This is a genomic window from Dyadobacter koreensis (genome assembly GCF_900108855.1).
Lineage (GTDB): Bacteria > Bacteroidota > Bacteroidia > Cytophagales > Spirosomataceae > Dyadobacter > Dyadobacter koreensis.
In genome coordinates, this window is the sequence record NZ_FNXY01000002.1 from 611,067 (window position 1) to 634,332 (window position 23,266).

General features: G+C 42.4%; 13 protein-coding genes. 1 reads left to right on the forward strand and 12 read right to left on the reverse strand.

Going from position 1 to position 23,266, the window contains the following annotated elements; translation table 11 throughout:
* Positions 1 to 10: 10 nt before the first annotated feature.
* The 7 genes from BMY70_RS07075 to BMY70_RS07105 form a co-directional block, all read right to left on the reverse strand.
* Positions 11 to 1,729 carry a sodium:solute symporter family protein gene (locus BMY70_RS07075; protein WP_090333890.1) on the reverse strand — a complete coding sequence of 573 codons (1,719 nt, stop codon included), beginning with the start codon at positions 1,727 to 1,729 and terminating at the stop codon, positions 11 to 13.
* A 41-nt stretch (positions 1,730 to 1,770) separates the two neighbouring features.
* Complete coding sequence (locus BMY70_RS07080) at positions 1,771 to 4,356, reverse strand: glycoside hydrolase family protein (protein ID WP_229209509.1); 2,586 nt, start codon at positions 4,354 to 4,356, stop codon at positions 1,771 to 1,773.
* A gap of 10 nt (positions 4,357 to 4,366) precedes the next feature.
* Positions 4,367 to 5,371, reverse strand: a complete 1,005-nt coding sequence (locus tag BMY70_RS07085; RefSeq protein ID WP_090333893.1) for an FAD:protein FMN transferase — start codon at positions 5,369 to 5,371, stop codon at positions 4,367 to 4,369.
* 15 nt (positions 5,372 to 5,386) lie between these two features.
* Entirely contained in the window at positions 5,387 to 7,186 is a 1,800-nt protein-coding gene (locus tag BMY70_RS07090) for an FAD-dependent oxidoreductase (RefSeq protein WP_090334772.1), read from the reverse strand.
* Between the two features lie 115 nt (positions 7,187 to 7,301).
* Positions 7,302 to 8,228, reverse strand: coding sequence for a hypothetical protein (locus BMY70_RS07095; protein WP_229209510.1), 927 nt, complete (start codon positions 8,226 to 8,228; stop codon positions 7,302 to 7,304).
* A gap of 131 nt (positions 8,229 to 8,359) precedes the next feature.
* The gene (locus BMY70_RS07100; RefSeq protein WP_090333895.1) at positions 8,360 to 9,856 is read right to left on the reverse strand and encodes a RagB/SusD family nutrient uptake outer membrane protein; all 1,497 of its coding nucleotides are present in this window, start codon (positions 9,854 to 9,856) and stop codon (positions 8,360 to 8,362) included.
* 47 nt (positions 9,857 to 9,903) lie between these two features.
* Positions 9,904 to 12,933, reverse strand: a complete 3,030-nt coding sequence (locus tag BMY70_RS07105) for a SusC/RagA family TonB-linked outer membrane protein (protein WP_090333898.1) — start codon at positions 12,931 to 12,933, stop codon at positions 9,904 to 9,906.
* Between the two features lie 333 nt (positions 12,934 to 13,266).
* Between BMY70_RS07105 and BMY70_RS07110 the strand changes: the two genes are divergently transcribed.
* Positions 13,267 to 14,436 (forward strand): LacI family DNA-binding transcriptional regulator, encoded by a 1,170-nt coding sequence (locus tag BMY70_RS07110; protein ID WP_090333900.1) that lies wholly within the window; start codon positions 13,267 to 13,269, stop codon positions 14,434 to 14,436.
* Between the two features lie 141 nt (positions 14,437 to 14,577).
* Here the strand turns inward: BMY70_RS07110 and BMY70_RS07115 are convergent, their stop codons facing one another.
* The 5 genes from BMY70_RS07115 to BMY70_RS07135 form a co-directional block, all read right to left on the reverse strand.
* Positions 14,578 to 15,552: a sugar phosphate isomerase/epimerase family protein gene (locus BMY70_RS07115; RefSeq protein WP_090333903.1), complete on the reverse strand. Its 975-nt coding sequence runs from the start codon at positions 15,550 to 15,552 to the stop codon at positions 14,578 to 14,580.
* 111 nt (positions 15,553 to 15,663) lie between these two features.
* Complete coding sequence (locus tag BMY70_RS07120) at positions 15,664 to 17,328, reverse strand: RagB/SusD family nutrient uptake outer membrane protein (protein WP_090333906.1); 1,665 nt, start codon at positions 17,326 to 17,328, stop codon at positions 15,664 to 15,666.
* A 39-nt stretch (positions 17,329 to 17,367) separates the two neighbouring features.
* Positions 17,368 to 20,970: a SusC/RagA family TonB-linked outer membrane protein gene (locus tag BMY70_RS07125; protein WP_090333909.1), complete on the reverse strand. Its 3,603-nt coding sequence runs from the start codon at positions 20,968 to 20,970 to the stop codon at positions 17,368 to 17,370.
* A gap of 177 nt (positions 20,971 to 21,147) precedes the next feature.
* Entirely contained in the window at positions 21,148 to 22,254 is a 1,107-nt protein-coding gene (locus tag BMY70_RS07130) for a FecR family protein (protein WP_090333912.1), read from the reverse strand.
* 94 nt (positions 22,255 to 22,348) lie between these two features.
* The gene (locus tag BMY70_RS07135) at positions 22,349 to 22,954 is read right to left on the reverse strand and encodes an RNA polymerase sigma factor (RefSeq protein WP_177196972.1); all 606 of its coding nucleotides are present in this window, start codon (positions 22,952 to 22,954) and stop codon (positions 22,349 to 22,351) included.
* Positions 22,955 to 23,266 lie beyond the last annotated feature (312 nt).

Consider the following 23,266-nt stretch of genomic DNA (forward strand, 5'->3'; position numbering starts at 1 on the left):
AGTTGCGATTTTATGAGTGCAGGATTTGGTCTTTTATTTCTGTTGAAACCAGGCTGATTTTCCGGGAGGCGCGCCATGGAATAATTGCAGTAAGCAGAATGCCAAATGCTATCGCAGCCGTTAAAACAGAACCGATTGTCGTCAAAGCACTTAAAATAAATAGCAGAAAAGCGGTGAAGGCAAGTGCCCCTGCGATTACGCGCAAACCGAATTGGTTTTGTCTCCGAGCTTCGGTCTTTTCTTCTTCAGAGCTTTCCAGGAAATCGAATTTTCGTTGTGCCATAACTGCCTGGTAAACGTCATAGTCAGAGCTGGTTGCAGTTTTTCGAGAAAGCAGCCATTCATTGATTGCCAGTAAAATGATAGGCAAACCGATACCAAGAAGCATTTCTTCGGAGCGGCTGAGTTTAAAACCTGCCGTTACGGGTAGGATAATTTTGAAAAGTAAATTAACCGTCAATGTTGAACCGGTAATCCAAAGCGTAGCCTTTCCGGTTAACTTTTTAGAAAATAGAGCCCAAAGTGCGGGTGCTAAAAGTGGTCCTCCGGTAACGGCGCCGATACTTAAAACAACTTCCACAATCCCGCCGGCAGCCGGTACCAGCAAAGCGATCACGATCATTCCAATACCAAAGACAAGTGACGATAATCGTGCGACGGACATCAGCTTTTTGTCTGATGCGCCCGGATTGATCATGCCTTTGTAAATATCGTTTGTGAAAACGGCTGACACGACATTTAAGGTTGTATTGGCTGAGGCGGAAGTCGAGAAATACATACCGGTCAGCATCAGTCCCATTAAACCCGGAGGCAAAACCAATTGGCAAACCTTCAAATAGGCATTTTCAGTATCCAGACCTATGAGATCAGGATTGATAGTCCGGTAAATCATTGGAGGAAGCATCCAGATAATTGGGCTGATCAGATATAGTCCCGCAAACAGAAAGGAAACTTTTCGGGCAGACTTCCCGCTGTCGACGCTGGTGTAACGTTGTACGAAAGTCCAGTTGCCGCCGATATAACAAATGTGATAGAGTGTGAAGGCGATGATAAATCCGAAAGTATATTCTCCGTTTAATAGTTCGAAGAAACCATCAGGTGCCTTTGTCGTAACCGCTTCCCAACCGCCGGCGGCATTTAGGGATAAGGGTAAAATGATAAAAACGGCGGCTGTTAAAATCACAAATTGAAGAATATCAGTCACCATTACAGCCCACAAGCCGCCAACAGCCGTGTATGCGATCATCATTATTCCTAAAACAATAGTGCTGTGTATCAACGGAAATCCCAATGAAACACTGACCAGTTTTGCGACCGGATATAAAACAGAACCTTTAATGAAAAGAGAAACAAGCGTAAAAATGTAGATGAACGTTTTCTGTACCGTCAATCCCAATCGTTCTTTTACAAATTCTGCTGCCGTCAAAGCGCCGGTTGCTTTCCATTTTGGAGCCAGCCAAAGTCCCGTGATCAGCGCACCTATACACATCGTCCACTGAATTGTGACCGAAACCCAGCCATATTTATAAGCAATAGCACCCCAGGCGACAAAAGTACCCGCCGAGAAAAAACTCATAAACAGAGAAAGTCCTCCGATAAACCAGGGCACGGATTCGCCTCCGGCAAAGAAGGATTTCATATTCCGTCCTGTCCGGACGAAAAGCATTCCGATAAACAAAACGAAGGCCGAAAAAATAAAAATGACGGCGGTATCAATGGGTGAGTTCAAGCGTTCAGGAGTGTTAGGTGAATTGATTTTTTTGAGGTTTTTTATTTAAATTGAATAGCAATCACTTCAATACCAAAACCCGGAATGTTGTAGGAAAAGGAATTGTCGGATGCGGTAATGGTCTGATCAGATTTCATATTCCGGATTTTCGAGATCTTTTTTCCGGAAGTCCATTTTTCCGGATTTAAAGTTATTTTGCCAGATGTTGCTTGGGAGCGGTCATTAAGCAGCATGAGATAGGCCTCATTTTTTTGACCGTTTTCTGCCAGAATATAATCTATAACGGGTTTGTCATTTTGAACAAAACCCTCCCGAATTACCAGGTTTGACTTTTCACCATAAACCGATCCGGGTTCAAAGCCATAAGTCTGGTGAGGACCGACTTTCGGGGTGACAAAACCTCTCGGGAAAATGACTTTTCCGTCAGATCTCATTTCAGTTTCAGACAATAAATAATCTGTAATCCAGCCGATTTGCCACCATGCATGATGTGGATAGGGACCAGCACCTTTGTTCATGGATTGCCAGTAATAGGAAGCTACACTCGTTTTAGGATCGACAAAAGCGTCACGGCCAATAGATGCAGATCTTGCCAGATCAGCAAAAATCTGTTCGCCGGAAATTTTATACATTCTGATAAAAAGTCCGGCGTGACTGGCCAATTGAATGGGACCATGGCGCGTCGCTGAGCCGAAAATTCCACCATGCTCAAAGCTCAAACCGGCCTGACCGATTTCCCAATCTTCTCTTTCAGAGCCATTAACGATTTTGATTTTTTGGGATGGAATCGGATGCGTATAGATTGAGCTCACATAAATTTTAGCAGAAGTGATAGCTGCTTTTTTATAACGCTCATCTTTTGTCATATCAAAAAGATCTAGCAAAGCCTGAGCAGATTGTCCGGTTGCGAAGTCAGGCGCATAACGCGCGTCACCACAAACACCAAGAAAAGAACCGGTTTCAACAGCGTTTTTAATAAACCAATCTGCACCTTTTTGAGCAGCTTTCAGATATTTTTCATCTTTCAAAATCCGGTAAGCGACGATCAAACCGTAGAAGGTAGGACGAACATCTTTGATATCCTTAAATATTTCTTCTTCCGTTTTCCGATCATAGGCAACAGCAAAACTTCCATCTGGTTTTTGCCAGCGTAACAATTTTTCAGCACCGAATTTCAGTCTGTCTTTTAATTCCGTATTATCAGGTTCAAAAAGGAGCATATTGCCAATGTCCAGCATGATGTAATAAGTCAGGCCGATCGGTTCTACAACTGATCCCCATTCCTCCACAAACTTTTTACTTTTTGCGAGATAGTATTGTCCTTCGATTGCGCCTTTGAAAAAACCATTGTCGGTTATTTGCTGAACCAGTTTGAAATTCTCCGCCGGCGGTAATACTTTCTGAGTCAATTCCGGATCTTTGGTTTCGTGGGCAAGCATCCACATGGCGCCATAATCCGAATTTTTCATCGCATCCTTATTCGAACCGACGACACCGCCGAGGTATGATTGTGCACCGATTTGTTTTCCTTTATATTCTTCAATATTCCAGAGCGAAGTTTTCGGATCGATCAGATAATGGTGCATTTTTTCGATACGATCCGATAAAGATTGGGTGCTCTGACGAAGTGCCAGTCCTTCTTTAAATTGATACACATCGTAAATGGCATGATTCAGTGCCTGAAACCAGTCACCTGAAATCAGACTATAACGAAACCCGTAACTTATATCCTGACTCATTTCTCTTTCCGATTTTTCTTCTCCCAAAACCGGATAATATAAAGTAGGCGATAGCTGAGATTTTCGGTCCATGTGGGACAAGCCGATGAACCAATCCGTTTGCGTTATTTTGTCTTTTGCCCAGGGATCACGAGCTAAGCCGGGTTCAGGAATGACAGAAAAGGTAATTCCACTTTTGCTGCTCATGAGCGGACTTAAAGTACTCGCACAACGTTCGCGATAAATGACGGGACGATCTGGAATTCCATGACCATAAGCATAAGCCAGAGCGAAATTTTCCTGCATAAAATTTCCCTGAAAATAACCCGGAACAGAAACCCAGCTCATTTTTTCCTTTTCCAAAACCGCCAGTGTCGGTGTTGCCAGGGAGAAAAACCCTTTTCTTTTTGGAATCAGTTTTTGGATCACCTGAATATCTGATCCATATTTTTCATCCAGTTTCCAATCGGCGATAATAGTTGCAACCTCCGTTTCCTGGCTGAATTGAAAATGATTTTTATCTATGGTTTTTACTTTGGAAGGAAAAAAATGGTATGCCTTTCCGGCAGTATTCAATGAAACGGCCGTTGTGCTTTCTTTCCATTGTTCCCGCTGATAATGGTAGGCGTCTTCCGGGAATTTTCCGCCTGTTATTTTCTCAAAAGTTTCTGACGATTCAGATGAAGGTTTTGCTTCGGCAAATAACAAAGTATATTCGCCGGAAGGAGTGAGATCTGAAATCCACTTTCCATTTTTATTAACAGCAATCTTTTGAAGGCGGTAACCTTTCGCGGCTTTTTGCCAGACAATTTCTACATTTTTGTTGCTCAACGTCACTGTCTTGGGAGTTTGTCCCAAAGCAATGACAAAAGAAATCAGGATGGAAAATAGCGTCAGGTAATATTTCATTAGAAAAAGTTTACAATACTGTGATTAAATTTTTTATTCCGTCGGTTAAATAAGCATTCAGTTTGCCGTCTTCGCTGCTGTATAAAATGACGGCGTCGATGTCTTTTCGTTCGCTCAAAAACCGTTTGGTTTCTTCCAGTCCCATGACGAAAAATGCTGTATCGTAGCCATCCGCAGTGATGCCGTCGCGGGCAAAAACGGTTACGCTCAATAGAGAACTCTGCTCCATAGAACCGGTTTTCGGATTGATGATATGGTTGAAAATCTGCCCATTCTTTTCAAAATGATTGCGGTAATTTCCTGCGGTCGTCATGGCACGATCGGAAAGCTGAAACGAGCAATAGAGAGCTCCCGGTTTCAATGGATTTTCGATACCTGTTATCCAGGGTTTATGATCTGCCTTAAATCCTTTACAAAGAATTTCGCCCCCAATCTCTACCATAAAGCGGCTGATGTTCTGTTTATTTAAAAAGTTTCCGATCACATCAACTGAGTAACCTTGCGCAATTCCATTGAAGTCGATTTGTACGTTTGATTTTGTTTTTTTTACGGACAACGAATCAAATACAACATCATCGAAACCGATTAATTGCAACAAGGAATCTACGTTCACATTCTCAGGATTTTTATTCTCTTTCGGACCAAAGCCATAAGCTTCCACCAGGGGTAAAATTGTTGGATCAAAGGCTCCGTTTGTCGCTTCAAAAATCTCTTTTGACTTTTTTAATACGGGATAGAAATAGGAAGATTTGTATAGATGAGAATCTGATTGGTTAAAATTTGAAAGTTCAGAATCGGACTTGTAAAGGGATAAACATAGATCGAAATCCAGCAAGATAGAATCGATATCGACTTTGAAATTTCGCCGTCTTTCGTCAAAATATTTAATATGATAGGTCGTGCCTTGCGCTTCTCCCCGAATAGAGATCACCGGAATATCATCGCACTTTGCTATCGTTGAAAACGACGATAGCAAAGCGAAAATGATAACAAGATTTTTCACGACTTTCTTCATAGCTAACAGATCATATTAAGGTTGCGGCGAAACTGTTTCACCTTTCAGTATCGCCATTAATTCAGGCAAATGATCCTGATAAACACCTCTTGGCGTGGTCTTGTATTTTGATGTCAGGTAGGCAGCGAACCCGACCACTTCGCCCATCATGCCGCAGGTTCTCATCACACGCGTACTTCCAAAAGCGACATGGGTAGTACTAATATTTCTTCCCGCAACGAAAAGATTCTGTATATTTTTGGAATAGAGACAGCGGTAAGGGATCGTGTATGGTGCTACTTTAATATGTTTCGTTCCTGCAAAAAACTCCTGTCCTTCAAAGTATTTACTGTTTTTTGAGTCAGGGAAATGAAGGTCAATTGTCCAGGTAGCTGTTACCGAACCATCAGGATATTGTTTGCCTTCCTGAATATCCATCTGATTTAAAATATGGTCACCAATTATTCTACGGGATTCACGTTTTCCACCGATATAGGCTACCCAGGCCAGCTCATGTTTGGCATATTTCTGAGACTTGTGGTTTTTTAAATAGGACCAGTTACCATAGATCGCACGCAGGTTATGATCCCGGATTTTCTCGGCATCCGTGATCGTATTGAAATTACCAAAGCCGGTTTCCCATTCCCAATCCGCTTTGCTGTTATCGATGTGATATTCATCAGAAAATTGAAGTGCCCAAGGTGTTTCGGGAAAAGTAGAGACGGTGTCGCGAGGCAGCGAAGCCCAGAGATTGGAGGTGCCCAAAGTGAAATCATCCGCTTTTTCGGCAGCAAGTGATTCTCCGGTTTCGGCCTTGCTTTCTCTCCCCATACGAAATTCCGCTCCGGCCAGATAACCGATCGTTCCGTCACCCGTACAGTCTGAAAAGAAAGATCCTTCGAATCTGGTTTCTTTGTTTGTTGCAATATCCCGTCCGATCACGGCGGTGATAATATCATTTTGTTTTTCAACTTTATAAACAAACGTGTTCAGGAAAAGCGAAATATTTTTCTCCGCTTTGACGATCGAAGTTTTTCTAGCGTCCCCGTATTCTTTTGCATCCGGATTTCCATTTCCGGGATCTCCATTATCCATTTCGCGAACGATTCGGCCAAGTTTGGGATAATAATTTTTATCCACATCACCCATCAGATGCACCCGGATTTCTGAGCTGTTATTTCCACCCAAAACCGGACGGTCCTGAATCAGAGCAACCTTTAATCCCATCCGGGAAGCTGAAATCGCCGCACAGGTTCCGGCAATGCCACCGCCAACTACAACCATATCAAAATGCCCGGCGGATACAGGTTTTTCGGTAAGATTTAATAATTTTTTTCGGAAAGCAGTTAATTCTTCGAGCTTGTTCGGCGGCGTAAATTTCGGGGCATCGGTGAAAAGAACAGCATCGCAGCGGCCGTTAAATCCGGTCAGGTCTTTAATGGATAATTTAATCTGGTCACTTATTATTTCCGTTTCTCCGGCATCGTACCATTTCCATTCATCAGATCCACTTTCGCCAAAAATTTGCGTGATCGTTTTTCCGTCAATGGCGACCTGGAATTTTCCGGGACCTTTTGGGAAAGGTGCCCAGTCTTTTGTCCGTACCCAAATGTGATATTTTCCTTTTTTTGGAAATTTTACGGTAGTTGATGCGTCCCTGACCGGCCGCCCCATGCCGTGCGCCATAAGATAGGACGAGCCCATAACGACGAAAGATTGCTGATCGATAACCCAGCCGCCTTTGTCTTCAAATGATTCTGTTTCTACGAAAACGTGGTTTTGCGCGGAAAGCTGTATGGCGAATAACAGAAGAAATAAAGTTATATAGTTTCTCATACTTGTTTGTTTTGTTCCTGGCATTCAGGGTTAAAACCTTGAATACGGATGGTTTGTGATTTCCCAGGGCCGAACTCCGGGTTAGTGTTTCTTTTCCTCTATTTCGGATTTGTCATTATTCATCATTTGCATCATCCAGGATTCTTCGGATTCTGGCCGGGAGTTTAGCCTGATTTTTCAAAATTTCAATTTTCAGTTTTCGCTGTTCGTCATTAGATTTTTCAAGATCATCGGCGATGCTTTCTGTTAAAGTTTGGTTTAAAGGAATAGTCATTAATTTTTTTAAAATCGCGATCTGCATCGGGTAGGAAGAAGATTGGAAAACTTCCCAGAGCCAGTTCTGTTTTTGAGGTTTTGAAAAGAATTCATTCCCCATTTTTTGCAAGGCCGTCCTTGCAGTAAAGAGATTTTTTCCTGCAATAATTTTTTCGATATCCTGTTCAAAAGATTTTGCGATTTTACCATCTTTCAGAATTACCTTTTCCAGCGCCCAGTACTGATAATGGTAATTTTTATCAGCAAGAAATGAGTGAAGCAGCTGGTCATTTTTATAAGTTTCCGTTATTTTCAGCATTTCAGGAACGGCTTTTCCGTAAGCGATTTTCCAGAGTGTAAAACAGGTATAAACCGCCCCGTCGATCACTTCATTTTTAATCGTTTTCAGTGTAGCACCTGTTTTCGCGTCGACAGAATCTGAAAGATCGTCTGTGCCTTTTGTGATCAGATCTTCCATATTCAGGCCGGCGAAAATGGAGTTTTCCTTCGCCAGAATATCCTGCAGTTTTGCGTAGTCTTCCGGCTTGAATTCGTCATGATCAATTTTTGTCAGAACCTTGCCTTCGGGTAAATCATACCTTTGATAATTACCAAGAAGATCCCAGTAAAAATTAATATAAACTGGCTTGCACTCATTGGTGTAACAAACCGGGGTGAAAATATTCCGGAAAAAATATTGCGGCCTGCCCGCATCGTCCAGTTTTAATTTTAGCGTATAGGTAAGCGTATCATTTTCAACGATTGTGAACTCCCGAATTTTTTTCATTTGCTTGTCTGTTGACATAATACTTTCCCCTTCGTTTCCAAAAAGGAAAAGAAGAGGTGTAAGTATTAAAAGACAAGAAAAATTGAACATTGATTACGGTAGTTTGAATCTGATAACCTGAAAGAAATAACTTATTTCCAGTCGGGATTTTGTTCCAGCTTCGGATTTGCATTCATTTCGTCCAGCGGAATAGGGAAATATCTGTTTTTAGGCTGGACATTTCTGGTAGGATAAACAGGATTAACCGCTTTCGGGATAACTGTAAGGAATTTACCTGTACGTGTCAGATCATACCAGCGGTCACCTTCGGCGAAAAATTCCCAGGCTCGTTCCTGTAAAACGGCATCAACAAAGGCGTCTTTGGTCAAACCTGTTTTGAGATCAGCCAGTCCGGCGCGCTTCCGAACCGTGTTGATATAACCGTATGCGGCAGCAGTTGCTCCGTTCAGTCGTGCTTCCGCCTCCGCAGCTATCAGATATAAGTCAGGCAATCTTAGAATTGGAACATTTGGAACAAAGCCGATCGTAGAAACCGGGTCCATGTATTTTTTGATAAGAACTCCTTCTGTGGTAATAGGCGTTATACTGCGCTGAGGCACTGTCGCGCCACTTTTATTGACATATGAGGTATCCAAAAGCTGGCGGCGTTTGTCGGCTGGGTCGAAAGAATTGAAGAATGACTGGTAAGCGAACATTGAACCATAGGAAGTTCTTGCATAGGCGGGCGCGGCGCTGCCTGGAGGGCCGCAAAGTCCTACCAGCTGATGGCTGGCGCCGGGAGAAATCGGATCAACTTCGTAGGCCCACATATTTTCATTTCTCGCTGCATCTTCTTTGTCGTATTTGTAAACATCCAGCACATCTGGCATCAGCGAATATTTGCCAGACGCAATAACCACCTTTGCCTTTTCCAGAGCCTTGGCCCAATCCTCGTTATACAAAGCAGCCTTGGCGTAAAGTGCGCTCACAACTTCATTGGAAGGACGACTTTTTTCATTGGCAGGATAAGAAGGCAAGCCAGCTGCCAGTGCCTGGTCAAGATCTGCGTAAATTTGCTTGTAAACCTCGGCTTTGGGACTTTTTGCAACAATCGCCTCTTCTTCGGTATAACTTGGCGTAATCTTGATTGGTACGTCACCGAAATTTTTAGCCAGGAGCCAATGGTAAAAGGCACGAAGAAAATAAGCTTCTCCAATAATCTGTCTTTTACGGTTTTCGTCCATCGTTGCATCGGGAACTTTTGCAATGACCCAATTTGCTTTTTCAATTCCACTGTAAGAAGATGACCAGATCTGTTGAGGAGACTCGCTTGTGCGGGCGTTGCTTTTTTGCGTGGTATAATTAACATCGTAAGTAAACAATGTCAGGGTGTTCCGGCCAACCACTGCCCGCGGATAAGTTTGATCATCGCTGAAATCAGCCACCAGTGTCAGCGCCGGCCCATTCCCGAGTTCCCTTAACGGCCCGTAAGCTCCAATTAAGCCTTTTTCAGCATCGGCGGCAGTTTTGTAAAAATCCTCGGTATAGATAGATGAATAAATTTTTTCATCCAGTTGACAGGCATTCAGAGATAAAGCAGCACTTAAAATAAAGGAAAGGCGCGTCGTATTTTTAAATATTTTTTTCATCGGATCGAATGTTTTATTTAAGTCGTATCAGTGATTATAACTTGTTTTTAAAAAGTTACCTGAATACCACCTAATAGTGATTTTGCCTGTGGATACACGAAATTGTCAACGCCCATCACCGTATTTGAGCCCGCATAAGTATTTACTTCCGGATCAAAGCCACTGTATTTTGTGAACGTGAACAGGTTGTTAGCACTCACATAAAGACGTATTCTCTCCACACCCTTGAATTTTGGCACATTATAACCCAGCGTAATATTTTTACAACGCAGGTATGAACCATCTTCTACAACGTAATTGGTGATTGGTAAACGGCCGCCCTGGAATCCGCTTACATACTGGTTATTCGGATTTGTCGGCGACCAGCGATCTGCTACCCCTGCCAGCATATTCCGTTGTCCGAGGGGGTTTTCGAAAGAAAGACGGCTTGCATTGTAGATATCGTTGCCTTGTGTTCCTGAGAAAAAGGCTCCGAGATCAAATCCTTTGAAAGACATATTGGTTGAGAAACCATAGATGAACTTCGGATTTGGATTTCCGACAATTACCTGATCGTCTGCATTGATAAGGCCATCGCCGGTAACATCCTTTACTTTATGGCCACCCAGGCGACCGTCATATCCAGGCAAGATTGCTTCTCCTGATTGATTGACTCCATCAAAAACATAGGTTTTGAATAAACCTAATGGCTGTCCAACTTTAAGTACCGTGTATGTGGTTGCGAAACGCTCATTTGTAACACCTCCGTCAAGATCCAGAATTTTGTTCCTGTTAATGGTCATATTTCCCGAGATATCCCACTTGAAAGCGCCGTCCGAAATTCTTCCGTTTACAGCGAGTTCAATTCCTTTGTTTTCCAGCGAAGCAAAGTTTCCGGTAATGTCATTGTAGCCAGAGCTGAGAGGAAGCTTTTTAACATACAAAAGATCGTTTGTCTTTTTGTAATAAAAATCAGCGATCAAACTCAACCGGTTGTTCAGAAAACTGATATCTGCTCCGATATTTGTCTGCGTTGAACGTTCCCAGCGAAGATTTGGATTGGCAATTCTTGTGGGATTAATGCCGGTCAGATAGGTATGGTTGAAAATGTAATCACTTTCGGTTGCCGCCACCGTTTGAAGGGATTGATAAGGATTGATCCCTCCTGCATTTCCAGTAATACCATAACTGGCGCGTAATTTTAAATCGGACATCCAGTTAACCTGTTTCATAAATGGCTCTTCGATGATCCGGTAAGCCGCGGAAACAGCCGGGAAAATTCCATACTTATTATTAGCACCAAATTTGCTAGACCCATCTATGCGTGCTGTGAGATCAAGGAAAAACTTGTCTTTAAATCCGTAGTTCACACGCGCCATGTAAGAATCAAGGCGCTGGCTTCTCCGGTCACTTTTTACCGTACGTGTGAGTGCTAGCTGAAGTGCCTCATTTTGAGTGGCATCGTTTGGAAAACCTGTTGCTGAAATCTCATTGGAGTTATTCATTTCAATCTGAGTTCCAAATACAGCAGTTGCTTTCAACGTATGATCTTTCGCCAGCGTTGTGCTGTAAGTCAGGATGCTTTCATGTAACAAGGCGAGAAAGTTGGAATTCGCCTTTGTTGCAGAACCGGAATTATCTGTCAGATCAGATTTATTGACAATGGATCTTGGAGAATAAAAATTAAATAGCTCGCCGCTCTGATCTGCGTTAAACGAAGCCCGGTAAGTTAATCCTTTCAAAAGATTTACTTCCCCATACAAGTTAATCAGTGAGCGCTTAATCGTGCGTTTTCTTAGTACGGCAGCGAATCCAAGCGGATTAGTAACTTCGCGGTATTGGCCGCCGGCCTGTTCTCCGAAAGGGAACAAAGATCCATCGGGCCGATAGGGCTGCAGGGTAGGAGGGGCACCGATGGCGGCTCCTAAAATAGAACCCGTAACTGCACCGCCATCACCAATATTTTCACCACCGGTTTGTATCCCGTCGTTGATTGAATAACTACTTAAAATACTTGTTCCGATTTTGATCTTTTTGCTTAGCTGATGGTCAAGGTTGATACGGAACGAATAACGTTTGAAGCCAGACCCGATAATGATCCCTTTCTGGTCAAAATAGTTTAAAGAAAGAGCGAGCTGCGTTTTATCATTTCCTCCGTTGATGGAAAGCTGATGATTTTGAATCGGAGCTTTGCGGAAAATCTGATCCTGCCAGTTTATGCCTTCACCGAGCGATGCAGGGTCTTTGTAATATGTATTTTTAAAAACTTCGTTTTCTAATTGAGCAAACTGAGAAGCATTTAATACGTCCAGCTTTTTCCTTGTTTCCTGAGAACCATAATAGCTGTCGAAGGTTACCCGGGTAACACCGCTTTTACCTCTTTTTGTCGTGATAAGGACGACCCCGTTTGCGGCACGTGCACCGTAAATCGCAGAAGCCGATGCGTCTTTCAACACTTCCACAGATTCGATATCATTAGGATTAATTGTAGAAAGTGGGCTCACATCCGTAATACCGCCGCCATTAGAAATCTGGATACCATCTACGACATACAAAGGCTCGGAAGATCCGTTGATCGAGTTTGTACCTCTGATTCTCACGCTGATATTTCCGCCCGGAGAACCGGAGTTCTGACTTATTTGTACACCTGCAACGCGCGCTTGCAAACCTTGCGCAATATTTGCGACGGGTGTTTGTACAAGGTCAGCGGCTTTTACAGAAGCAATGGAGCCAGTCGTTTCCACTTTTCGCTGCGTCCCATAACCTACCACAACTACTTCTTCCAGTGCTTTCTGGTCAATCTTTAAAGTAATATCAATTGTGCTGCGGTTGTTTATTGCTATTTCTTCCTTTAAGCAGCCTACAAATGAAAACACCAAAATGGCGCTGGGAGATGCGTTTAAAGTGTACGTTCCATCAATATTTGTCAGCGTACCCTGCTGTGTTCCTTTGACGGTGACACTAGCTCCCGGAACGGTCTGCCCGGTTTCGTCAGTAACCTTACCCTTCACGGCCTGTTCCTGGGCGAAAATGGAATTTCCGGTTCCAGTGATAGCCAGAAGAATCAGAAAAATGATTTTACATAAATTTTTTAGCATAGTTAAAAGGGTTTTGAAAATGACGAAAATTGAAATAATTCAATTTTGTTTCACTGAGAATAATCCTTATCTAATTGCGAATTCCACCATGTTAATGTGATAATAGTGGATAAACTCGAATTATTACATGAATATAGGAAGCAAAACAAAGTTGTCAAGGCTAGAAAAAGTCTTTAATATCTCAAATTATCACAAAAAATATCGGTAACGTTTGCGGATACGTTACCGATATATGGTTATGATTATTTTTAATATGAAAATTTTACAGAAGTTAATTTTGGATATATTTGGAGTATTGATAACGGATTTTTGACACAATATTAAAATAATACAATGATTGGTTGTCCTAAATGTTCCGAAGTGGGTTCGATTATGAAAGCGGGATATGTCCGCAACAAACAGCGCTATGTTTGCAAGGATTGTAATTACTTTTTTACGCTGTCAGATCCTGGTCAGGTTTTGCCTAGAAAAAAAAGCAGGCGTCATCAAACTACGATCATTGACATTGCAAAAGCAATTGGTGTATCGAATTCCACTGTTTCGCGTGCTTTACATGGGCATGCAGATATCAGCCCTGAAACCCGGCAGGCAGTTTTGGATATGGCTGCACAATTGGACTATCAGCCGAATCAGTTAGCTTACAATCTTGTCAAAAGCCGCACGAATACGATTGGGATGATCGTACCGGAATTTACCAATTCGTTTTTTCCAAATGTGATCATCGGTGCGCACGAAGTTTTGACTGAGGCGGGATATAATCTGACCATTATGCAGTCAAATGAATCTTATGCCGTTGAGGTTTCCAATACGAAAGCGATGCTTGCTAACCGGATAGACGGATTGCTCATTTCGCTGACGCAGGAAACCAATAACTATGATCATTTAAAAGTTTTTGAAAAGCGTGGAATTCCTCTGGTACTTTTCAACCGTGTCTGTGATCATGTAGAGGCTCCGAAAGTTGTCGTAAATGATTTCGATGCGTCTTTTTCTGCGGTTGAACATTTGATATTAAATGGCTATGAACGGATTGCACATTTGGGTGGACCGCTGAACTTGAGGGTTAGCCGCGAGAGGCTGAGAGGGTACCGGGCAGCTATGGAAAAATACGGTAAAAATATCGAAGAAAATATGATCATTCAGGGCATGTTTTCACAGCAAAAAGCAAGAATTTATGGCAAATATTTATTGGATCTCGAAAACCGCCCGGATGCAATTTTTGCTGTAAATGACTCAGCGGCGATAGAGATAATGTTGATGGCTTTGGAAAAAGGCATAAAAATTCCTGACCAACTTGGTGTGGTAGGATTTAGCGACAATCCTGAATCGGCATATATCGGGCCGGGTTTAACAACGATCAGACAGCCGACAGCTGAAATTGGTAAAACTACTGCAAAGTGGATTCTGCAGTTAGTTGAATCCGAAGAGGAGGTGAAACTGCCGAATGAAACGGTGTTGAAAACAGAACTGGTAGTTAGAGGATCATCGAAGCGCAATCCAAGTTAGCCTAAAAAATTAGTGGTTACTTGACAGTGTAGCTTTTTGATTACCAGCTTCTCCCCAAAACGTTAAAAAAGTACGCTCTCAAAGAAAACGCACTTTATTAACTACAGAAGAAAATTATGATATACTCTTTAAGATCGTCTGTCAGCTAAAAACTTTGCGGAACAATTCCAGGCTTTTAGGAACGGCAGTTGCCGGATTTTCCTTTCCTTCCATTTCCAGTGAAATGTAGCCTTTGAAATTTGCGTTCCGTAAAATATCAGCAACTTTTTGATAATCCAGATCGAGGTCGTAAAAATGGCCGCCGCCATAATATGTTTTTGCCTGAACGATAGTAGCGTAAGGGGCCAGTCTTTCAAATTGCGGATAGGGATTACCTACAAAGTTTCCTGTGTCGACGTTCATGCCCATGGCGGGCGATGATGAAAGCGGTTTGTATATTTCCAGTAGATAATCAATGTTGGAAGATAAACCCCAGTGGTTTTCAATCGCAAGTGTAACGCCCGCTTTTTCAGCTGCAACCAAACATTCACCATAAGAATCGATACACCATTTAATGGCATCTTTATCGGTATAGCCCTGAATGGGTGGCTCTTGTCCATCTTTGTAATAGGCTGCGTCGCGTTTAACTGTACGCCAGCTTCCGGTATTCATCCGTATGCAGGGAATTCCCATTTGTACTGCCAAGTTAATACAGCGTATGGTATGTTCCACATCCTTCTTGCGGTCTTCTGCTTTGGGCTGAACGAAACTTTGGTGAATCGAAAGCATAGGAAGTGACAAACCGTTATCAAAAGCCAGACGCTTTAACTTGTTCATATACGGAACACTTTCGTCTGTCATCTGGCGATGGAGTATTTCAACACCATCAAAACCCAGACGGGCAGCATCTTCGATCACCGTTTCAATCGGATACTTTTTTTCTTCAAAATGCCAGTACGAATAAGTTGAAACAGCAAGGGGGATTCGACGTTTTGCAAGAGCAGGTCCCGCATTTAGTCCAGATGCCTGAATCGCAGGAGCGGCAGCGGCTGCCATGCCTGCCAGCGCAGTACTTTTTAACCAGTTTCTTCTTGAAGAAGAAACTTCCCGATCAGAAGGGATAAAAGATTCTTGCATGAGATATTAAAGGTTTAGGAATAGTCGTATTCTCGAAATATAATTAAAGATATAAATAGTTGTCTTTAATTAAAACCGCCGGATTTTTTTACGATCCGGCGGTTTTGAATTTTATGGATTTTGTTTCAATACGTTCGAGCCCATGATATCAATCTGGGCTTGTGGAATCGGAAAATATTCGCTTTTGCCTTTAACAAAAACTGCACCGTTCAGATACGTTCTTTTCAATTTTTCCTTAGCAATGTAAGCATTCAAAACCACGTCGGCATTACCCCAGCGAACCAGGTCGAAGTGGCGGTGGCCTTCCATCGCTAACTCTACACGACGTTCAAAACGCACTGCTTTTCTTGCATATTCCTGATTGGCAAAAGAAGGATATGGTTTTACCAGATAATTTGCAGCCGGGGTTCCGTCAGCATTTTTAACAACTTCGGTCGCAGCTCTTGTTCTGATTTGGTTTACAATTGTCAGGGCCGTCGCAAGATCATTTTCTTCCACAGCAACCTCAGCACGCATCAATAAAACGTCAGCAAAACGGATTGCCCGGTAATTGTTAGCGTTTGCACGGGGAGATTCTGCTCCGGCATTATCGCCGCTGTTTGCAAAAAACTTCTTGAAAGTATAAGGTCCCGCAAAGCTCTGGTCACGAATCCAGTTTCTCCCCGGGTGAACCCCCCAGTTAAGGAACGGCAAACCACGACGGCCAACAGTCCAGTCTAGTCTTGGATCCAGTGTTCCTGTATAAGGCGTGAAAGGATCACTGGAAGCTAAACCTTCGTCGTTTTTTACATCCGTATCGTTGAAAGTGTCCAATAAAGGCAATCCGGCAGCATCCGTTTTGAACGCATTTACAAGGTTTTGGGAAGGCTGATAAAATCCGCAGCATCCGCCGGGGCCCGAGCCATAAGGGAAGTTCAGGTTATCGCCCCAGCTTCCGTTTTCTCCGCTTCCGCCATCTGCAACTGACATTTGTACTTCAAAAACGGATTCGCTATTATTTTCGGTAGCGATTCTGAAATTGTCGTGGTAGTTTGGTACAAGAGAAAACGGCCCGTTGGTTACGATATCAACAAGCAAAGGTTTTGCTGCTGTGTAGTCGCTTTGGTACATATGTGTTTTTGCCAACATTGCTTTTGCCGACCATTTGCTTGCTCTTCCGGCCTGCGCTTTTGTAGCAGAAAGATTGTCAACTGCAAATTGGAAGTCAGCTTCGATCATAGGCCATATGTCTTTATCATTAGGAAGATTTACATAATCCGTAACCGTCTCATCGACATAAGGAACCATGTTCCACATTTTTTTTGCTTCAAAATGATACCAGCCACGCAGAAACCTTGCCTCCGCCGTTGCCTGCATTTTTTCTGCGTCGGTCATGTCGGTGGCTTTGGTGATCAGGCGAAGCGCATCATTAGAGCGGGACACTCCGTCATACAGAGAAACCCATTTGTCATTGAAACCGCCGATATCAGCCTGCTGTATGTATTTTTCGATGGTTGTGATCTGAGCAAGGTCACCCACGTCACTTCCCTTATATCCGTCATCAGAAGCAACAGTTCCGTAAATCCAGTTGCTTACGGCGGAGAAATAAGTTCCACCGGAACCTACACCATCCAACAAACTATATGCACCTATCAATACTGCATTGACCCCGGTTTTATTTGAAAGCATGGCCTCGTTTCCAACCCCAAGCGGTGTCGTTTCCAGAAATTTTTCTTTACAGGAAGTAACAACTCCCATGCAAACCAAAGCTGTGAATATTAAAATTTTCTTTTTCATAGTATTCTGATTTTAAAAATCCGTGTCGGTTTGTTTTTCTTAGAAGCCAAAGTTTAGACCAACCTGATACATTTTCGATCTTGGATAATTACCCTGATCAACACCCAAAACCGTAGATCCCGGCGCAGAGCCGACAGAGGTAACTTCCGGATCAATTCCAGAGTATTTTGTGATTGTGAACAAATTTTGTCCCTGTAAATAAATGCGAGCACTAGTCAGGCCAAGCTTAGATAAAGCCTTCGCTGGCAGCGTATAACCGATTGTCAGGTTTTTCATTCTGAAATAAGATCCGTCTTCGATGAAATAACTTGATGGCTGCTGACTTCTGCTGTCGTTCGCATCAAGAATCGGAAGAACTGCGTCAGGGTTTTCAGGAGTCCATGAATCATTTAACATACGGAGACTTCTGTTACCAGCCTGGTTGTTGAAGTCTGTCCAGCGTTTTACCATGTTCAGAATTTCATTTCCCTTAACACCCTGGAAGAATGCAGAAAGGTCAAATCCTTTATAACCAACGTTTAGGTTGATGCCATAAGTAAAATCAGGATGTGGATTGCCAAGGAATTTTCTGTCGGCATCGGTGATTACGCCATCGCCATCAGTGTCGTGGTATTTGTATTTACCAACAGCCGCATATCCTGGGTAAGTAGGTCCTGCGTCAACTTCTGCCTGATTCTGATATATTCCGTCAATCTGTAAACCGTAGAAAGAATACAACGGCATTCCGGCAACCGAACGAGTCCAGGTATAACTGCGGATTGTCGGTCCAAGAAGAACGGCGGTAGCACTGTTGTTCAATTTTTCAACATTGTTCTTGTAAGCTGAAATATTTCCACCGATCGAATATGTAAGCTGACCCTCGAGAGCTTTGTTATTGAAGTCGATCGCAAGATCAAATCCTTTGTTATTCATTTCACCAATGTTCACAAAAGGAATTGTTGCAACACCCTGCGTAGCTGGTAAGCTGACCTGGTACAACATATCAGAAGTTGTACGGTTATACACGTCAAGATTAAGATTGAACATTCCTTTCAGGAAAGTCGCATCCAAACCAACGTTTGTCTGGGTTGTAGTTTCCCATTTCGCATCCTGGTTTCCAAAAGCCTGTGTATCAAAACCAGCCTGAACAGAACTGTTTGAGCCGTCGATTGCATAAGAAGACTGGTTAAGTGTGGAACGGTAAGTACTGAAACCATTATAATTTCCGATTTCCTGGTTACCCGTTTGTCCCCAGCCTGCTCTCAGTTTCAAATCATCCAGCCAGCTTAAAGGTTTCATGAAAGCTTCTTCTGACAATCTCCATCCGGCGCTGAAAGCCGGGAAAGTACCGTAACGATTGTTTTGTCCGAAACGTGAAGAACCATCGCGGCGAACCGTTGCTTCCAATAAATAACGGTCTTTCAAAGCGTAGTTAACCTTTCCGAAAATAGAGAAAAGTGACCATTCGTAACCAGCACCAGCATTATTGATACCCGCCGTTCCTGCGCTCAGGTACATATACTTAGGATCTTCTGAATAAAATGCAGTCCGTACTGCGGAGAAATTTTTCCCTGAACCTTTGATTGCTTCCGTTCCTGCTAAAACATTAAGTTTATGTGCACCGAAAGTTTTGGAATAATTCAAAGTATTTGACCAGGTCCAGTTTATATCGTACGCATATTCGTTGGTCAACGAGTTGTTTGACTCGATTTCCGCTTCTTCCAAGTCCAGCAATACATAAGCTGTACGGTTTGAATTTGTAAAATCTACACCGATACTTGACTTTGCAATCAGGTCTTTCAATATATCAACCTCTACGTAAGCGTTACCGAAAGTTCTGAAAGTATTTACGCGGTTGTCCTTGGTACGATGTAATTGTGCAACAGGATTGGTCGCAGGTCCAAGACCAGCCGCACGGGTTGCAGCAAAATTACCCATGATATCATAAACAGGAATAATCGATGGAATCCGGAAACCGTTTCCAATCGGATTTCCATCCTGGTTATTTGTTGAGCTAGCCGTTCCGTTATTGCTGTAATAACCTTTGTTTTCAGTATAACTTACTTCCAGATTTTCACCAAAGCGGATTTTCTTTTTGAATAAAAATTCCGTGTTTGACCGAAGAGAATATCTGTTGAAAGAAGTGTTTTTCAAGATACCATCCTGTTTGAAATAATTCAGGGAAAGCGCATAACGACCATTTTCGCTTCCGCCTGTTGCGCCAACGTTGTATTCCTGGATTGCAGCATCACGAAGGATTTCTTTCTCCCAGTCCGTTCCCTGCTTGTTTGCTTTTACAATCTGGTAAAAACCGGTACGGTTGTAGTTGTAACGCGCAGGGTCAATAAGTGCCAGGGCCGGATCATTCGGGTTGTTTGGGTTTAAGGTAATGCCATACTGTGAACCTGCAAGAATGTAATCGGGAACTACGGCATTTACACCGTTACCATACTGCTGATGCGCAGGATTACCATTTGTAAGTACTCCTGCATTTCTGCGCTGCGTCCAGAGCAGATCGCCGAATTGCTGAGGATCGATAATCAGGCCCAAATCTACTTTTCCGGTTTGGACACCAAAACGGCTGTTGAAACTAAACTGAGGAGCTCCTGATTTTCCTTTTTTAGTCGTAATTATGATTACACCGTTAGCGGCGCGGGAACCGTAAATGGAAGCTGAAGAAGCATCTTTCAAAACCTGCATCGATTCGATGTTATTTGGGTTAATGCTGTTCAATCCTCCTTTGGTAGGCACACCGTCGATTACGTACAAAGGATCATTATTATTGATCGTACCAAATCCTCGGATACGAACTGTTGCTTCACCGCCAGGCGTGTTATTTGATGTGACCGTCACACCTGCAACGCGTCCCTGTAACTGCTGAGCAACGTTCGGTGCAGCAACTTTTGTCAGCTCTTTCGTGTCAACTGTTGATACCGAACCTGTGATATCCCTTTTTGACTGTGAAGAATAACCGGTAACAACAACTTCACTCAAAGATTTCACGTCTGACTGCAATGTAATTTCGATCATCGATTTATTAGCAATGCTGATCTCCTGCGTTAAAAAACCGATCGATGACACAACCAGAGTTGTGCTTCCGTCCGGCAATTCAAGCGAAAAATTTCCTTCGCCGTCCGTTGTAGTTCCTACACTTGAACTTCCCTTCAAAACCACCGTCGCGCCTGGAACAGTTGCTCCTGTCGCGTCAATAACCTTCCCTTTGATCGGGAAAAGAATTGACTTTAACGTCTGGATCGATGTGCCCATTCCTTCGATCGCCGGAGTGCCGGTTTTTGGGGCCGGGATTCTTTTCAACAAAATCTGTTTACCAGAAACTTCATAAGTAACCTTTAACGGCGTCAGGAAATTGTCCAGAATCGATTCCAGTTTTTCTTCCTTAGCAGTCAGATTAACCTTGCGCTGGGACTGAATCAATTCCGGGCTGTACATGAAGTTTACACCCGAAAGTTTTCCAAGTTTTTCCAACGCCACACCAATCTTCTGCTCCCTGATATTAATCGTCAACCGGCGGTTGAGAACTTCCTGGGCGTTGCTGTCAACAGCAAACGACATCCCGGAAAATTGTATAATGATGAATAATTGTATGAGGCTGATACTCATAATTTTGAAAAAGCTTGGGGGCCATTGTAAGGTTTTTTTCATACTTTTGGATGTTTTGATGGTTGTAAAAAAATCAGCAAAATAATTCCCGTGTCCCTTTTTCGGGGGACCTCATCTTAGTGCCAACATAGGTGGGGAGTTTTAGTCAGGGTGAATGATGTTGCCACATCGTTCACCTTTTTTGTTTGTTTTCAAATAGTCTGGGTTTAGGATTAGTAATTAATTACAGGGATTGCCGTTGATGCTTATCTTATCGCCGTTTTGATAATATTCCGCTTCCAGAATTGCACAGATCCATTTCAGTTTGTTCTCCAGCGGCTCGTCGCCGAGGGTCGCAGTTATGCTGCAATGTTCCATGGTTTTTTCATTATATTCGATATCAATTCCATATGCTTTTTCAAGCGAAGAAAACACCGCTGAAACCGGGGTCTCGTTATATACAAAGCTTTGATTTTCAATCGGTATCCTAAGCAAAACCGAACTTCTGGCAGACGATTTGCTCAGTGTAAATTTATTTCTCTCAAAAGTGGCCTGCTGATTAGGCATCAACAATAATGCTGCTAATTTTTTGCCGTCTTTATAGTCTTCGGCATGCTTGTCTTTACTTGAAAAAACAGAAACTCTACCGGTTTTTACCGCAACGAAAACGCTCGCCTCTTTTTCGTCTGCTTTGATACTGAAGCTCGTTCCAAGGACTTTTGTAACCAGTTCATTCGCATATACAAAAAATGGCCGTCCGGTGTCTTTCGTGACTTCAAAAAAAGCTTCTCCCGAAAGAATTACCACACGCTTTTTTTCGTCAAATTGTTTTGTATAACTAATCCGGCTATTTCGTTGAAGCACTACGGAACTGCCATCAGGAAGTTGAACATACTTCACATTCTGATCCGAATTTGCCACTTCAATAATTTCGCCGGAGAATCGAAACTGTTGTTTATTTTCTGTAAAAACAGATCTTGCATTGTTGTTTTTGTAAAGACCAAGACCTAGTGCCAGCAATAATATGACAGACGCAGCAGTCAGCCAATAAGGTTTGAAAGACTTATACTCCGGATTATTTGTTTTCGATGAATTTTCCCGCCTTTTCGCAATTTCCAATGACTGGCTTATCTTATAAGCAATATGTTCATCTGTAATTTCTGAAATTTCGTTTTTAGAAGATAGCAACGTAAACCGTGCCTGGTCCAATGCAGCCTTTCTGGAAAAATCTCCGTCTGACCACTCGTTCCAGTATCGATCAAGCTCAGGATTTTCTTCCAGAACCCAGGCTATAAAGGCCGGGTTTTTTAGCAAATCTTTGATCAATATTTCCGTTGAGTTACTCATGAATAATAACCATTTACGTGTGTATATTGTTATTATCCGTTCTTGAAGTTTATATACTCACCTGCCAAAGCATATTTTTTATATTATTGGAATATTATAATATAATTTCGAAAAATGAATAAAATATAAAAGAAAACGAAGGTGTGATCGGCCACATTTCTTTTAAGTTGGAAAGTGCACGTTGAAGAATATTACTCACCGATTGTGGTTTTATAGCAAGTAAAGCTCCGATTTCTTCCGACTTCAATCCTTGAAAAAAGCGAAGATATACCACCTCCCGCTGCCGGACAGGAAGTTGTGTCATCAGTTCTTTAACCTGATTTTTCAAGCCCGTTTCACTTTCATCCTGAATCAGTGCCTCTTCCGAAGAAAACTCCATGAGGTGATCATCCAGTTGTTGCGTCAGTTCGAGTTCGCCCGAAAGTGGTTTCAACGTTTTAATTATTCTATGGCGGAAAGATTTTAAAAGATAGAATTTAACAGAAGCTGTTTCATTCAAATTTCCGCGATGCAGCCACAAATGTATGAGGAGGTCTTGTAAAGTATCTTCGGCGATTTGGACATTCGGCGTAAACCGTAAGCCATAGTGAAGTAAAGTCCGGTAATAACGTGTGGCAAGCTCAGTATATGCCGCCTCGTTCCCGTCCCGGAAACAGTCCCAGAGTATTGAATCATCAGTAAATTTTGTAATCTGAGTCAATATTAATTCTGTTAAAAATAGACATGGTAGAATCAAAAATAGGTAAAGAGAAAGTTATATGAAATAGTGTTTTGAATATTATTCGAATATCAAAATTTAATTGCTTTATACTCCAATTTATAACATTAGAGGAGGTGTTGCTGATTAGGAAACCAACGATCAGTGCGTCTTATTTTATTAAAGATTTAATCCTCAATAAATCTTTCCGGACATTTTAGTGTGACGAAAGGCCACGCGTATAACAGCTCCAAATGTCACGGATTAGTATAAAAAAATCTGTTCAGTTATGAATTTTATCCAATTTTTGATCGT

What these genes read in the sequence shown, in the direction of transcription:
- BMY70_RS07105 (WP_090333898.1), bottom strand. Translation starts at nt 12,933, where the DNA reads ATGCTAAAAAATTTATGTAAAATCATTTTTCTGATTCTTCTGGCTATC.
- BMY70_RS07100 (WP_090333895.1), bottom strand. Translation starts at nt 9,856, where the DNA reads ATGAAAAAAATATTTAAAAATACGACGCGCCTTTCCTTTATTTTAAGT.
- BMY70_RS07080 (WP_229209509.1), bottom strand. Translation starts at nt 4,356, where the DNA reads ATGAAATATTACCTGACGCTATTTTCCATCCTGATTTCTTTTGTCATT.
- BMY70_RS07085 (WP_090333893.1), bottom strand. Translation starts at nt 5,371, where the DNA reads ATGAAGAAAGTCGTGAAAAATCTTGTTATCATTTTCGCTTTGCTATCG.
- BMY70_RS07095 (WP_229209510.1), bottom strand. Translation starts at nt 8,228, where the DNA reads ATGAAAAAAATTCGGGAGTTCACAATCGTTGAAAATGATACGCTTACC.
- BMY70_RS07130 (WP_090333912.1), bottom strand. Translation starts at nt 22,254, where the DNA reads ATGAGTAACTCAACGGAAATATTGATCAAAGATTTGCTAAAAAACCCG.
- BMY70_RS07090 (WP_090334772.1), bottom strand. Translation starts at nt 7,186, where the DNA reads ATGAGAAACTATATAACTTTATTTCTTCTGTTATTCGCCATACAGCTT.
- BMY70_RS07115 (WP_090333903.1), bottom strand. Translation starts at nt 15,552, where the DNA reads ATGCAAGAATCTTTTATCCCTTCTGATCGGGAAGTTTCTTCTTCAAGA.
- BMY70_RS07110 (WP_090333900.1), top strand. Translation starts at nt 13,267, where the DNA reads ATGATTGGTTGTCCTAAATGTTCCGAAGTGGGTTCGATTATGAAAGCG.
- BMY70_RS07125 (WP_090333909.1), bottom strand. Translation starts at nt 20,970, where the DNA reads ATGAAAAAAACCTTACAATGGCCCCCAAGCTTTTTCAAAATTATGAGT.
- BMY70_RS07120 (WP_090333906.1), bottom strand. Translation starts at nt 17,328, where the DNA reads ATGAAAAAGAAAATTTTAATATTCACAGCTTTGGTTTGCATGGGAGTT.